The following is a 15,218-nucleotide window of genomic DNA, read 5'->3' as shown; positions in this document are numbered from 1 at the left end:
AAAAATCACTAATATAGTTACTAGGGAACTCTCTAATGTTTCTTTGAAAGCGTGACTTCAAGAGTTCGTTTCTTCATCGCTTCTAAGTAGAGAACCAAAATCTACGATTTTGAGTAAATCACTTATTCCTAGGAACGTAGTGAGTAGTGAGTTTCTTCTTTATTTAGAAACGGGCTCTTGTCGGAACCGTCAAAGATTATACACATATTGAAAAAGCTATATGATAACGTGTAGAGATGGTTCCCCTCGCCAAAAATTAATGAGCAAAAATGATGATAGTTATCTACATTTTTAAATTTACGTTTTGCAACTACCTAACATTCTTTTAACGAAAAGAAAATACTAGTTCCTATATTTTCTTTGCTTTCAGCCCAAATCTTACCGCCATGCTTTTCAACAATCTGCTTTGATATTGCAAGTCCTAATCCACTTCCAACTACAGAAGTATTTCTAGACTTGTCTGCACGATAGAATCTATCAAAAATAAGAGATAAATTTTCCTGAGAAATTCCCTTTCCATTATCTTTGATTTCAACAACTATTTCTTCATCAATCTTTTTCACATTAATATCTAGTATAAGAGGTCCTTCTCCCCTATATTTTATAGAATTACCAACAATATTTAATATAATTCGCTTTAGCTTTTGTAAATCTATATTAACAAATATTGGTTCATAATCATATTTTAATCTTATTTTTCCACCTATTTTTTCTAAGTCAAAGCTTAAATCTTCAACACTAAACCTTAGAAATTCTATAATATCAATAATTTGAAAATTAAATTCTTCTTTTTCTAAGTCTAATCTTGAATACAAAAAGAGTTCATTAATCAATAATTCCATATCCTTTGATTTTTCGTAAATAGTATCTATATATTTATCCATTCTTTCAGGAGAATGAGCAATCCCATCCTTTATTCCCTCAATATGACCTTTTATAGACATTATTGGTGTCTTAAGATCATGAGAAATATTTGATATTAGGTTTTTCCTGTTTTCTTCATATTTTTTTTGTATCTCTAAGGATTCCTTTAGCTTTAAACGCATTTTCTCAAATGTTAGACTGAGTTCTCCTATTTCATCCTTTGAATATTTTTTTACCTCATAATCCAAATTCCCATTTTTAATTTCAGTTGCTGCATTTGTTAATTCCCTTATACCCTTTATAATATCTTTGTAGATTGAATAGGTGAGTGCTAAGGTAGTTAAAATTAATACAGAAATAATAATTAAAGTGGCAATATTTCTACTTTGGTTAATATCTTGCTGAGCAAGTTCAGTATCTGTAACTACAAATATTGAAGCCTCAGCCCCATCCTCAAAATAGAAATCATTTTGAGAATTCATAACAAATCTACTGCGCTTATTATAAAAATTGCTTTCATGAAATTCCTCTTTAAACTTTGGTAAAGTATCTAAATCAAACTCATTATCTAGCATTTCTGAAGCATATAATATCTCACTACCTTTTCTCAAAACTACTCCTGCATATACTTCTTTAAATTCATCACCTAAAGTTTTTATGTATATAGCATCCTTTAATTTTTCTTTATCATCCAATAATATCATATTGATTTTACGATTCAAATTACTGCTTTTATAAAGAGTTTCGTTTAAAACTTTGCCAGGTCCAGGCAAATTCTTAAAACTTTTGGGTTCACCAAAATAAAAAAAGCCAAACATAAAGTTCAATACAATAATTAAAACAATCGGTATTACTATCATCCCAATGTAAGAGAACATTAATCTAAACTTAATTGACATACATACCTCCAAAGTCTTTAAGGAAGTGTCTCAATGGATTATATTTTAAGACACTTCCTATTATCTATTTATTTAAAGTAAATTCATTAACTATTTTTATAGAGCTTTCTTCATTTATATACTCATGTCCTTTTACTATTAAAATATCTCCAGCAGTTAATTCTCCTGATATTTGAACATATCCATCCTTAGTAATACCCTTTTCTACAGCAACTTTTTGTGGCTGATTATCTTTAACTATATAAACGTAGTATTTATCTCCATCAGACAATACTGACTTCCTAGGAACTGCAATCTGATTTTCCATTTTCTCAATTTCAAAATAAATACCAGCAAACATACCAGGTTTTAATGTTAAATTTTCATTTTCTATCTCAATTTCAACAGGATACATATTTCCATTATTTTTTCCTATAGGGCTTATGGTTTTAATTGTACCTAAATAATCTTGTGACTGAACATTTACACTAACTTTATCTCCAACAGAAATCTTATTTATAACATTTTCAGAAACATCAGCTTTTGCAGTAATTGGATCCAATTTTACTATAACAAAGTCGCTTACAGAAGTCTTTTCTCCAATCTCAATATTCCTATTTGACACAATACCATCAATAGGGCTCTTTATTATTGTATCATTTATTGTTGAATTTAAGCTAACGGAATTTGAAGATAAATCTTTTTGAGCTTGTTCATAATTCAATTTTGTCTGCTCATAAATTTTCTGCGCATTATCATAATCCTTTTTGGCTATACTCCCTGATTCATATAATAATTTAACATTATTAAAATTTTTCACTTCATTTTCATATCTTATTTTAGAGTCTTCTAAATTTGTCTTAAGCTTGCTTATCTGTAAGTCAACTTCATTTTTTATATCTCCATTATCTAATGTATATAAAACATCTCCTTTTTTTACCTTCTCTCCTACATTGAAATATATATTTTTTACCTTTCCGTTCATTTCACTCGATACATTTACTTCTTCACTAGTATATAATTTACCAATAGTATTATAATCCCATGTTAAAGTTTTTGCTTCAACCTTCATAACCTCTACAGCAAAACTATTATCTTGTGCTTCTTCTGTTTGTTCTATGCTATTATGTGAATCACCATTTTCAGTTGAATCATTATTACAGCCTGCCAAAGTAATAGGTATCATTATAAAAAATATCATTAATAATTTTTTTATCTTCAATTTAATCTCTCCTTTCGATTATAGATAGCTGCAAATAAAATTTACTATACTTTATAGTTGTCTATTCTTATCTTCTATCACTAAACATCGGAACTCTTTTTCTTATTTTATCCTTAAATCCTTCAATAATTGAATATAGCATTGGAATATATACAAGAGTCAATAATGTAGATGCCACTAGCCCAAATATCAGTGCATATCCCATTTGACTATAGTTAGGATCCTTTAATGCTAATGGAAGTATCCCTCCTATTGTAGTTATTGATGTAGCCAATACTGGCATAAATCTAGTTTTCCCAGCTTCAATTATTGCTTCAATTAAGCTTGATCCATTTCTTCTTAAATAATTCGTATAATCGACTAGCACAATAGCATCATTAACAGCTATACCAACTAATGCAACTATGCCCGTAAAGGAGTACAGACCAAAATTGTTTTTTGTAATTATTAAACCTAACAGTGCTCCAATTGTAGCTAACGGTACTGAGAATAATACAACCATTGGTTGTGACAATGAATTAAATTGAATAGCTAATATAATAAATACCAGTAAAATAGCTATTAGCATATTCTTAAACATGTCTGTAAAGGATTCTTTTATATCTTCATTCTCTCCACCATATGAAATTTCAACATCATTTGGTAAAGGATAATCACTTATTCTAGATTGAAATTCATCTATTATTTGAGTGGAATTCCCATTTTTAGCTAAATTACTTTGAACCTTTATAATTTTTTTCAAATCTTCATGCTCAATTTCATTTAGACCCTTTGTTTCAACAAGAGATGCAACCTGAGAAAAAGCTATTTGCTCTCCTCTACTTGATGTAAAGTAAATTTTTTCAAAATCGTTAATTGAGGTAATTTCTTCATTACTTGTTTGGATAACGATATCGGTTTCGTCTTCATCTTCTATAAATGTTGAAACTTCAACTCCATGTATTGAATTTCTAATTTCAGCAGATATATTTCTTGCGTCTAATCCTAGTAAATTTGTCTTTTCTTTATCTATGACTATTTGAATTTCAGGAGGATTATCCCCTATAGTTGTACTTACTTCAGCAGTACCTGGTATTTCTTTTAATATTCCTGCAAAATCTTTGGCAATTAACGATATTTTATCCAAATCTTCGCCTATTACCTTAATATTAATAGGATATTCTGACTCTGGTCCCTTTACTTCTTGCTCAAGAGTTATTTTAGCTCCTGCAATATTTTTCAGGTCATTTCTTAAACTATCTATTATTTCCATGCTACTTTTAGTTCTTTCGTTTTCAGGTACTAAATCTACGGAAATGTCAGCAAATTTAGGATTATCTCCTGCAGTCGTAAACCTCGTTCCAGTACTACCTACCTTACTTACAAATGCTTCAACTTCAGGATAGTTAAATAATACTGTTTCTATTTCTCTAACAACATTGCCCGTATCTTCCAATAAATATCCTGATGGAGTTTCCACATCTATAGTAAAGGATGTACTATCTGTTGTAGGAAATAATTCTATCTTCAGAAGACCTAATGGAATAGTTAATAGACTGCTGAAAAATATTACTATAGATATAACTATTAAAGCTATTTTCTTCGACTTACTTCTTAATATTTTATCCATCCAATTTGCATATCTTTTTATAATCTTTAACTCTTCATTAGATGAATTTGTATTCTTAAATTGTTTATAAAACATTGCAATTGAAAAAGTAATAGCAAAAATCCATGATAACAACCCAAATTTTCCATTTTCCATAAAAGCAATTAAAGAAAGAACAAATACAAGAGCTACTGATATTATTTTTTTCAACAGTGGTAGTCTACTCTTATTGCTATTATTTTTAACTTTATACTTACTCAAAAATCTTGAGCATAAAGCAGGTGTAATAACAAGGGATATAACAAAAGAAGCTGCTATAGCAAATATTACAGTTACTGGTATAGCTTTTATAAATAATCCTATTATTCCTGATGTTATGGCCATAGGAAGAAACGCAGACATAGTTGTTAGTGTAGCAGCAAAGACTGCCGGAGCTACCTGATTTGTAGCAATCTTAGAAGCACTGACTACATCTAAACCTTCATCTCGAATTCTATCGATATTCTCCATTATTACAATAGCATTATCAACAAGCATACCTAGTGCTAGAATCAATGCAACTAATGACATTGTGTTAAGTGACATGCCATTATATTCTAATAAAGTAAGGCTGGAGAGTAATGATAAAGGAATAACAAAAGCTACAATTAATGATTCTCTAAAACCAATAAATAGGAATAGTACGATAATAACTATCAATAGTCCTGACAGAGCATTTCCTACTACATCATTAAGCGCCTTATCTACTTCTATAGCTGTATCTCCTGTAATAGATATAAATACATCCTCAGGATATATTGTTCCTTTGCCATGTTTTACAATTCTTTCTTTTATTTCATCACTAATTCCAATAGTATCTGAATTATTATCTCTTGTTATAGATAAAGTAATTGTAGGTGTAACACTTCTTTCTGCTGATAATCCTTTTTGATATATTTCAAGATGTAACATCTTCATAGGTATCTTCAACACTGGCTATATCCTTTAAATAAATCGGAGTATCATTTTGAACTGAAATGATTGTATCTTCAATCTCTTTTATTTCATTAAATTGTGCCACAGTACGAACTGTATAGTGCATATCATCTAAATCAATATTTCCACCTGGAAAATTAATATTTGAGTTTACTATAGCATTCTTTATTTGGTTAATTGAAATATTATAAGTAGCAAGCTTTGATATATCTACATGTATAATTATTTCTCTTTCAAGTCCACCTACCATAGTAACTTCATTAACTCCAGCTACTTTTTCAATCTCACTTTGTATATCCTCTGACACCTTTTTAAGTGTAATGAAGTCATAATCTCCACTTATATTTAATGTCATAATAGGCTTATCACTAGATTCAAACCCTCTAATAATAGGTGTACTACAATCCTCAGGTAATTCATTTTGAATCTCTGATATCTTGTTTGTCATTTCATTAACTTTATCATTAATATCACACTCAAAATCGAATTCTACAGTTATATTTACTAGACCATTACTTGAAGTGGACGTTATTGATCCAACACCATCAATATCCTTAAGCTGTGCTTCAATTTTATCCGTAATCAAGCTTTCAACTTCCTGAGGTGCAGCACCAGCATAATTTACTGTAACTATTCCATAAGGCAATACAATTTCTGGCATTTCTTCTCTAGGCAAAGCAAAATATGATTGTATGCCTAATAGAATTATTGCTGCGATAATTAAATAAACTACTCGAAATTTTTCAATAAAAAAATTCGATATTTTTCCTAATACATTCTTAGGATCATTATTCAATGTTAATCACCATCCTTTAAATTATCATAAGTCTATAATAAATTATGGAGGTTAAATAATTGAAAATTAATTATTAATTTTTTATTAACTAATCATAAACTGTTTATTAATTAATTTATTTTGATGAAAAGAATTAACTTGTGAATATGTTACTTATCATAATAATAAATACATAAAAAAAGCATATTTTTGAAGATAGATATAGAAGTAAACAAGTAGAATATTATAGATATTTACTTTGTTTAATGAGATATATTAATAATAATTTTGTTTAAGTTAATATAACTTAATGACCAAAAATTTATATATGGAGTAAAAACTATGAAGTGAAAGAACTACAGGTTAAGTCAAAATTAATATATAAATTAAATTTCTAAAAATTTATTGACACAATTTTATAAATGATATAATCTAAAATTATAAAAATCAAAAAAGGGAGGAATCAACTTGAAAAAGATTAGTGTGATGTTTTTAGTAATACTTACAGCATTTTCATTGATAGGTGCTACATATGCAGAGAATACTGATCAGCTTAATATGACTTTGGAGCAAGCAGTCAATTATGCATTAGAACATAATAAGGATATGGATATAGAGAATCTAAATATTCAAAAAGCAGAACTATCACATAGACAAGTTAAGAGACAAATTGAAAAATTTAATGATGATAAAGAGTATAAATTATCACTTAAAGCGTATAATAGGGACTTGTATAACAGGATGATCAAAGGTGTTGTTGAGAAGCAAGATGAACTAGGTTTAGAAACAGCTAACAAAAATAAAGAAATAAAGATAAATCGAATAAAATACGATGTAGAAAAAGCATATTTTGACATATTGCAAGCAGAAAAACAAGTAGAAATAGCAGATGAGGGCAGAAAGTTATCACAGGAACAGTATGATCACAGCAAGAAAATGTTTGAACTAGGTACTATATCCAAACAACAGCTTTTAGAATCAGAGCTAAATTTATCAAATGCTAAATCTGGATATGATAATGCAGTAATGGCATATGATTTACAAAAACTTAATTTTAATAGAACTATAGGTCTTGATTATGATACAAAGGTAAAACTAGTAGATAAATTTGAATTTGATGTTGAAAAAGAAGAAGCCGTAGATTTAAATGAGTCGATTAAAACAGCTTTAGAAAACAACTTTTCAGTATATATGGCTGAGCAAAACGTAGAGTTGGGTAAGTTAACGCTAGAAGTAGTTAAAATAGATTATCCAGAAAATACAACTAAATATAAAGATCAGCAAATAAGTGTTATGCAATCAGAAAAACAGCTAGAAACAGCAAAAAATGGTATTGAAATGGCTGTTAGATCATCTTATATTCAAATGCAAAATGCTAAAAAACAAATAGCTTCATACGAGCTTGCTGTTACAAAAGCAGAGTCAGCTTATAAGCTTTCAGAGCTTAGCTTTAAAATAGGACAGGGAAAATCAAGTGATGTAAAAGGTGCTCAAATTAGTCTTGAACAATCAAAATATAATTTAGCAAAACAAATATATGCATATAACATGGCAAAACTTGATTTCAAATATGGCTTAGGAATAGGATATTAAATTAAAAAAAATAAAGATTATTTTTAAAATATAGAACTCCTGCTTATTAGAGTGGGAGTTTTTTATATGGAACATTGTTCTTACAAATAAAGACTAATAAATATAGTAAAATTCATCCCAAATGTTGTATAATTAAATATAGAATTAAGTCCATAAATTTTGTTCTAGGATTAAATACTATGCTCATTTCTAAATAAATAATCAATATTAAAAATTGATTACAATGAAGGAAAAAACAGAAATATAAAGAATATAGTAAATAGTGATTAAAAGGAGGAGGGTTATTAACTGTTGAAACAAAATTATAAAACTTTATAAAACAGTGTTGATTTTTTATAGCTTAATTATTTATGATATATATAAGAGGTGATTAAGTTGAAGTATTTATCAATAGCAGAAATGTCAAAAAAATTAAATGTGTCAGTACAAACATTAAGAAATTGGGATAAAAAAGGAAAATTAAAGCCACACCATACCACTGTTAGGGTTACAGATATTACTCTCAAGAACAATTAAACAAGATACTAGGAATAAAAGAAAAGCCTAGAAAAGTCATTGGATATTGCAGAGTTTCAAGTAATAAACAAAAAGAAGACCTTAAAAGGCAAATGCAAAATATGAAAACATACTTGATGGCTCAAGGAGTTCCTTTTGAAATAATAACCGATATAGGAAGTGGTATTAATTATAAGAAAAAAGATAAAACGTATAACTCAAAACGAAATTGATAAGGTTGTTGTTTTATATGAGGATAGATTATTAAGATTTGGGTTTGAATTAGTAGAGTATGTTGCAAGTTTATATAATTGCGACATTGAGGTTGTAGATACAACAGAGAAAACAGAGCAACAGGAATTAGTGGAAGATATGATTCAAATAGTAAAGTGTTCAGTGCTAAATTTCAAGGTAAAAGAGCAAACAAAGCTAAAAAAATGATTAAGGAGTTGGTAGAGGATGATACTAGCGAAGAAAGTTAGGCTTTTCCCTTCTCCTATTCAAGAACAAAAACTATGGCAATCAGTTGGCACTGCAAGATATATATATAATTGGACACTTGTAAAACAAGAAGAAAATTATAAGAATGGTGGTAAATTTATATCAGATGGTGATTTAAGAAAAGAAATCACCATAATGAAGCAAACAGAAGAATATAGGTGGCTTAAAGAAGTATCAAATAATGTAGCAAAACAAGCTGTAAAAGATGCGTGTAATGCATACAAAAGTTTTTTTAAAGGATTAGCAGATAAGCCAAGATTTAAAAATCGAAAGAAGAGTAAGCCATATTTCTACAATGATACAAGTAAGTTAAAAGCAAAGTCTAAAATAGTTCTTATAGAAAAAGTAGGTTGGATTAAAACAGCAGAACAAATACCTATGAATGTAAAATATACGAATCCAAGAGTAAGCTTTGACGGAAAGTACTGGTACTTATCTGTAGGGATTGAAAAAGAAAATGAAGCAGTAGAATTAACGGATGAAAGTATAGGTATAGATGTAGGTGTCAAAGACCTTGCTGTATGCTCAAATGGAATGACTTTTAAAAATATTAATAAAACAAGATTAGTTAAGAAATTAGAAAAAAGATTACGTAGGTTGCAACGTAAAATATCAAGAAAATATGAATTAAATAAAGAAGGGAGGAAGTTCGTCAAAACAAGCAACATTATAAAACTTGAAAAGCAAATTAGATTACTTCATAGAAGATTATCTAATATTAGGAACAATCACTTACACCAAGTAACTACTAAGATAGTGAAAACCAAGCCATCAAGAGTAGTTATGGAAACACTTAATATTAAAGGCATGATGAAGAATAAACATCTATCAAAAGCTATAGCACAGCAAGGATTATATGAATTCAAAAGACAACTTCAGTATAAAAGTGAGTTGTATGGAATAGAATTTGTTGAAGCTGATAAATGGTATCCATCATCAAAAACTTGTAGTGAGTGTGGTCATATAAAATCTAAATTATCACTATCAGAAAGAACTTATATCTGCGAAGAATGTGGAGCAGTAATTGATAGAGATTTCAATGCTGCAATTAATTTAAGCAGATATTCAGCATAACTACTTAAACAGTTATGTTTGAGGTGTAGGATTCGTTGTATCCGAAGTTAAGCCCTTGGAGTGTTATATCAAACGAAAGTAGTATATTCTTAGGAATTACAAAATCGAACATGTTGAAAAGGGAATTAAACAAGCTTTATAAAGTTTTGTAAGGTTTTGGCAACGGTTCATTCGCATGAAGATTAGAAGAAGTAAGTATTTTATTTTATTAGTTGTAGCAATTTTAGTAGTAATGCAAACAACTGCTTTCGCTCAAACATTTACTGATGTACCTGATTGGGCAAAATCGTATATAGAAAAAATGAACGAAGCTGGTATAATAACTGGATATGGAGATGGTACATTTAGACCAAATGGTCAGGTAACTAGAGAACAAGCAATGGTAATGATAGGCAGAATGCTTAAAATGGACAGCCAAAAAAAGGCAGAGGCTGTAAAAGAGCATGAAGCATTTATGAATGAGGTAGGAGTTTCATCTTGGGCTAAAGAAGGTGTAGCTGTTTGTTTATCTTCTGGTATAGTTAGCAAGGATGTAATAAAAACCAAATTTTATGTCGCTAAAGTGCCTCAAACAGTACAAAAAGATGAACTATGTATATATTTAACTAGAGCAATGGGTTTAGAAGGTGAAGCAAAAAGTAAGGTTATAATAAACCTTCCATTTATAGATTCAGAGTTAATGGCATTAAAGGTACAAGCTTACGTCGAAGTCATGATAGAAAAAGAGGTAATAAACAAAGCAGGTGATGCACAAGGTAAATTTAATCCAAAATCAACAGTAAATAGAGCTGTAATGGCTAAAATGCTTTGTGTAGCTTATGATTATATGCAAAATAATGATGTAAGTACTGTTATAGATGATGGTGAAGGAGACAATGAAGATAGTAATAATGATGTTAAAACTGTCGATATAGATGGAAGTATTACAGACTTACTTTTGGCTGGCAAAGAAGCTTACATAACAGTTGATGGACCTGAAAGTGATGATGTAGTGTATATAGCCGGTCCTGATAGTAAGATATATATAGATGGTAAGCTAAAAGATTTTGATGATTTATCAGAAGGCTTAAATGTTATAGTTAAGGTTACTCAAGACAAAAAAATCGTAGAGCTAAATGGTACTACTATATCTAAGGAATACGAAGGAACTATCAAAGAAAGAATACTTGCTAATCCTGTTAAAATACAGATAGAATATAAGGTAGGTACTAAAAAGTATAACGAGACTTTTAAAGTAGATGATGACGTAGAAGTTACACTAGACGGCAAGGATGCTTTTATATATCAAGTAGATAAAGGTGATATAGCTACTATAGATGTTAGAAATAATATGATTGTAGCTATTGACGCAGAGAGTAAAAACAAAGATGTAACAGGTGTTATAAAAGATCTAAGTTTCAAGCCTGACCCTGTATTAACTATAGAAAATAACAATGGTATAACTTTAGAATATGAGATAGACAATAGTGCATCAATAAAAAGAAATAAAAAATCAGCTGAAATAACAGATTTAAAAATCGGTGATAAAGTTGAGCTTGAAGTAGAATACAATGTTATAGACAGAATTGAAGCAAGTGTCATAAAAACTGATGATGAAGGTACAATAGAAGCAATACTTATTGCAAAAAATAACAAATTAACGATTACAAATAAAGAAAAAGAAGAAGTATCATATTTTCTATCAAATAATGTAGAAATAGAAATAGATAACAAAAAAAGCACTATATATGATTTAAGACTAGGTTACTTTGTAGAGCTAGAAGTTGAGAGTGATGAAATTGTAGAAATAGATGCTAAGGCAACAAGTATAGGCAGTCAATATGAAGGTACTATTACCTACATAAATGAAGATGCAAATGTAATGATTATATCGGTTTATAATTATGATAAAAAGGAAACAGAAGATGTAAGAGTAGATGTAACTGATAAAACATCATTCATAGATATATCTGGAGATTCAACTAGATTCAGATATTTAGATGAACATGATAAAGTTATAGTAATAGGCGAGTCTGATGGAGGAATATTTAAGGCTAAAACAGTCATTGTTACAAGTGAACATTAGACCAAATGTATTTTGAGTTAGTCTTCTATGGGGTGTTTCAATTCATTATTTGAGACACCCCTTATCTTTTAGACGCATAATATTACAAACATATTAAGAAATATTATAGCTTTATATCATTTCATTTACAAGTTAGTGGCAAGTGTATTATAGTCTTATGACATATGATATAATATCCCTAAAATTAAGAATAACAAGGGGGGTAACAACAGTTGTAAAATATATATAAATATCTATAAAAACCTATATAAATATTATACAAATCATAGTTTAATATTTATATGAGGTGATAAAAATGAAATATTATTCAATAGGTGAGTTTTCAAGATTGATTGATAAGACAATACAAACTTTAAGAAATTGGGATAATAATGGCAAATTAAAAAACCGCATCATATATCTAAAGGTGGTTTTAGATATTATTCACAAGAGCAACTTAATCATTTTTTAGGAATTAAAGGAGAAAAACAACTAAATAGAAAAGTAATAGGGTATTGTAGAGTTAGTTCTCACAAACAAAAAGATGACCTTGAAAGACAAATTGAAAATGTTAAAACCTATATGTATGCTAAGGGTTATCAGTTTGCTATTATAAAGGATATAGGAAGTGGGATTAATTACAATAAAAAAGGATTAAATCAACTAATAGATATGATAACTAATTCAGAAGTTGATAAAGTGGTAATTTTGTATAAGGATAGATTAATAAGGTTTGGATTTGAACTTATAGAAAATCTATGTAATAAATATGGAACTACTATTGAAATCATAGACAATACAGAAAAGACAGAAGAACAGGAATTAGTTGAGGATTTAATTCAAATTGTTACAGTTTTTAGTTGCGGATTTCAAGATAAAAGAGCTAATAAGGCAAAGAAAATGATTAAGGAGTTATTGAAAGATGATACTGGTAAAGAAGATTAGAATTATTCCAAATGTAGAACAGGAACAAAAATTATGGCAGTCAGTTGGAACTGCAAGATTCATATATAATTGGACACTGGTAAAACAAGAAGAAAATTATAAGAATGGTGGTAAATTTATATCAGATGGTGATTTAAGAAAAGAAATCACCATAATGAAACAAACAGAAGAATATAGGTGGCTTAAAGAAGTATCAAATAATGTAGCAAAACAAGCTGTAAAAGATGCGTGTAATGCATACATAAGTTTTTTTAAAGGATTAGCAGATAAGCCAAGATTTAAAAATCGAAAGAAAAGTAAGCCATCATTCTATAATGACAATATGAAGTTAAAAGTTAAATCTAAAATGGTTCTGATTGAAAAAGTAGGTTGGATTAAAACAGCAGAACAAATACCTATGAATGTTAAATATACGAATCCAAGAGTAAGCTTTGATGGGAAGTATTGGTATATATCTGTAGGTATTGAGAAAGAAAATCCAAAAGTGGAATTAACTAATGAAAGTATTGGAATTGATGTAGGAGTAAAGGAGTTAGCAATATGCTCAAATGGAATGACTTTCAAAAATATTAATAAAACAAGATTAGTTAAGAAATTAGAAAAAAGATTACGTAGGTTGCAACGTAAAATATCAAGAAAATATGAATTAAATAAAGAAGGGAGGAAGTTCGTCAAAACAAGCAACATTATAAAACTCGAAAAGCAAATTAGATTACTTCATAGAAGATTATCTAATATTAGGAACAATTACTTACACCAAGCAACTATTAAGATAGTGAAAACCAAGCCATCAAGAGTAGTTATGGAAACACTTAATATTAAAGGCATGATGAAGAATAAACATCTATCTAAAGCTATAGCACAGCAAGGGTTATATGAATTCAAAAGAAAACTTCAGTATAAATGTGAGTTCTATGGAATTGAATTTGTTGAAGCTGATAAATGGTATCCATCATCAAAAACTTGTAGTGAGTGTGGTCATATAAAATCTAAATTATCACTATCAGAAAGAACTTATATCTGCGAAGAATGTGGAGCAGTAATTGATAGAGATTTCAATGCTGCGATTAATTTAAGTAGATATTCAGCATAATTACTTAAACAGTTATGTTTGAGGTGTAGGATTCGTTGTATCCGAAGTTAAGCCCTTGGAGTACTATACAAACCAAAGTAGCTTAGGCAAAATGGAGTACGTTGAACAGGGAATTAAACAGACTTTATAGAGTTTTATAGAGTTTTGGCAACGGAAGAGATATGACACATTTATTCACAAAATTAAATCCTTTTGCAGTGAGTATTATAATAGTAATAATGATTATACTTGTAGTTGCTGTTATAGCTAGTATAAAAATTAGAAATAAGTATAGAAGGATTAGTAAAGAGTTAAAGGCACTAAAGGAAGGTAATGAGAGCAGCAGTCAATTATTAAGCCAAATTGTTAATGACTATAAAGTAGCTGCTGGTGAGAATATAGATCAAGTTAACACTCAAGCAATAATAGAAAAGAATTTTTCAAATCATTTGTCTAAGTCAATCTTTGGAGAGAGGTTTGTTAAAGCTTCAGTTTCATTGATGATAATATTAGGTTTATTGGGTACTTTTTATGGATTAACACTATCAATAGGAAAGCTAGTTGAATTATTAAGTGCAAGCTCTAACACAGATGTATTGAATTCTATGGATTCTGTTGTTTCAGGATTAATAAACTCTGTAAAAGGTATGTCAGTTGCATTTGTAACATCATTGTTTGGTATAGGATCAGCTATTATTATGACAATATTAAAGATATTCTATGATGTAGAAGGAGAAAAAGTAGCGGTTATGGTAGATATGGAAGAATATCTAGATAACGTAGTTGCTAAAGAGTTTACAATAACTAAAGAAAACAGATTATCAGAGATATCAACAAACTTAACTAAAAGCTTTACAGATTTAAGTGGCAATATAGAAGAAAGCTTCAAATTTATGATGAAAACATACAGTGAAAATGTTGCAATGTCAACTAAATCAATAGAAAATGCTTCATTGACATTATTTAAAACAACAGAAAAATTTGATGAATCTTTAAATAAATTTGCAGAAAACACAAGAGATTTTGGAGAATTCAACTATAATCTTAGAACTAATATAGAAAGAATGAACGTAGCATTTGCAAACTTTACAGAAGATATAAAAGGTAACATGAGAAACTTAACAAAATGTCACGAAGTATATAATCAGATAGCAACATCTTTAGATAAAATAGAAAAAAAGAATTAGATATT

The 15,218-nt window shown here is 28.9% G+C and carries 9 protein-coding genes and 2 pseudogenes; 7 read left to right on the top strand and 4 right to left on the bottom strand.

Annotated features, from left to right (window positions below):
- Positions 1-314 precede the first annotated feature (314 nt).
- The 4 genes from AYC61_RS18050 to AYC61_RS22140 form a co-directional block, all read right to left on the bottom strand.
- Positions 315-1,763, bottom strand: coding sequence for a sensor histidine kinase (locus AYC61_RS18050; protein WP_066506237.1), 1,449 nt, complete (start codon positions 1,761-1,763; stop codon positions 315-317).
- 64 nt (positions 1,764-1,827) lie between these two features.
- The gene (locus tag AYC61_RS18045; protein ID WP_066506234.1) at positions 1,828-2,964 is read right to left on the bottom strand and encodes an efflux RND transporter periplasmic adaptor subunit; all 1,137 of its coding nucleotides are present in this window, start codon (positions 2,962-2,964) and stop codon (positions 1,828-1,830) included.
- A gap of 67 nt (positions 2,965-3,031) precedes the next feature.
- Positions 3,032-5,509 (bottom strand): efflux RND transporter permease subunit, encoded by a 2,478-nt coding sequence (locus AYC61_RS18040; RefSeq protein WP_156456520.1) that lies wholly within the window; start codon positions 5,507-5,509, stop codon positions 3,032-3,034.
- Positions 5,490-6,323, bottom strand: a complete 834-nt coding sequence (locus tag AYC61_RS22140) for an efflux RND transporter permease subunit (RefSeq protein WP_066506225.1) — start codon at positions 6,321-6,323, stop codon at positions 5,490-5,492. Before AYC61_RS22140 ends, AYC61_RS18040 begins: the two co-directional genes overlap by 20 nt.
- A gap of 447 nt (positions 6,324-6,770) precedes the next feature.
- Between AYC61_RS22140 and AYC61_RS18030 the strand changes: the two genes are divergently transcribed.
- From AYC61_RS18030 to AYC61_RS18000, 7 genes and pseudogenes are all read left to right on the top strand, one after another.
- Entirely contained in the window at positions 6,771-7,895 is a 1,125-nt protein-coding gene (locus AYC61_RS18030; RefSeq protein ID WP_066506215.1) for a TolC family protein, read from the top strand.
- A 375-nt stretch (positions 7,896-8,270) separates the two neighbouring features.
- A pseudogene (locus AYC61_RS20825) lies at positions 8,271-8,872 on the top strand (IS607 family transposase).
- The gene (locus AYC61_RS18020) at positions 8,850-9,965 is read left to right on the top strand and encodes an RNA-guided endonuclease InsQ/TnpB family protein (protein WP_066506210.1); all 1,116 of its coding nucleotides are present in this window, start codon (positions 8,850-8,852) and stop codon (positions 9,963-9,965) included. Before AYC61_RS20825 ends, AYC61_RS18020 begins: the two are co-directional and overlap by 23 nt.
- A 175-nt stretch (positions 9,966-10,140) precedes the next feature.
- Positions 10,141-12,030, top strand: coding sequence for an S-layer homology domain-containing protein (locus AYC61_RS18015; RefSeq protein WP_066506207.1), 1,890 nt, complete (start codon positions 10,141-10,143; stop codon positions 12,028-12,030).
- A gap of 295 nt (positions 12,031-12,325) precedes the next feature.
- Positions 12,326-12,954, top strand: a pseudogene (locus AYC61_RS20820) (IS607 family transposase).
- Complete coding sequence (locus tag AYC61_RS18005) at positions 12,932-14,047, top strand: RNA-guided endonuclease InsQ/TnpB family protein (protein ID WP_066506202.1); 1,116 nt, start codon at positions 12,932-12,934, stop codon at positions 14,045-14,047. Before AYC61_RS20820 ends, AYC61_RS18005 begins: the two are co-directional and overlap by 23 nt.
- A 161-nt stretch (positions 14,048-14,208) precedes the next feature.
- Positions 14,209-15,213: a MotA/TolQ/ExbB proton channel family protein gene (locus tag AYC61_RS18000; protein ID WP_066506192.1), complete on the top strand. Its 1,005-nt coding sequence runs from the start codon at positions 14,209-14,211 to the stop codon at positions 15,211-15,213.
- Positions 15,214-15,218: the final 5 nt, after the last annotated feature.

The sequence above is a fragment of the Abyssisolibacter fermentans genome, from assembly GCF_001559865.1.
Taxonomy (GTDB): Bacteria; Bacillota; Clostridia; order Tissierellales; family MCWD3; genus Abyssisolibacter; species Abyssisolibacter fermentans.
This window is presented reverse-complemented; position numbering and strand designations above follow the sequence as displayed.

Coding starts and splice junctions, on each gene's coding strand:
- AYC61_RS18050 (WP_066506237.1), bottom strand. CDS start 1,763: ATGTCAATTAAGTTTAGATTAATGTTCTCTTACATTGGGATGATAGTA.
- AYC61_RS18040 (WP_156456520.1), bottom strand. CDS start 5,509: ATGAAGATGTTACATCTTGAAATATATCAAAAAGGATTATCAGCAGAA.
- AYC61_RS18020 (WP_066506210.1), top strand. CDS start 8,850: ATGATACTAGCGAAGAAAGTTAGGCTTTTCCCTTCTCCTATTCAAGAA.
- AYC61_RS18015 (WP_066506207.1), top strand. CDS start 10,141: ATGAAGATTAGAAGAAGTAAGTATTTTATTTTATTAGTTGTAGCAATT.
- AYC61_RS18005 (WP_066506202.1), top strand. CDS start 12,932: ATGATACTGGTAAAGAAGATTAGAATTATTCCAAATGTAGAACAGGAA.
- AYC61_RS18000 (WP_066506192.1), top strand. CDS start 14,209: ATGACACATTTATTCACAAAATTAAATCCTTTTGCAGTGAGTATTATA.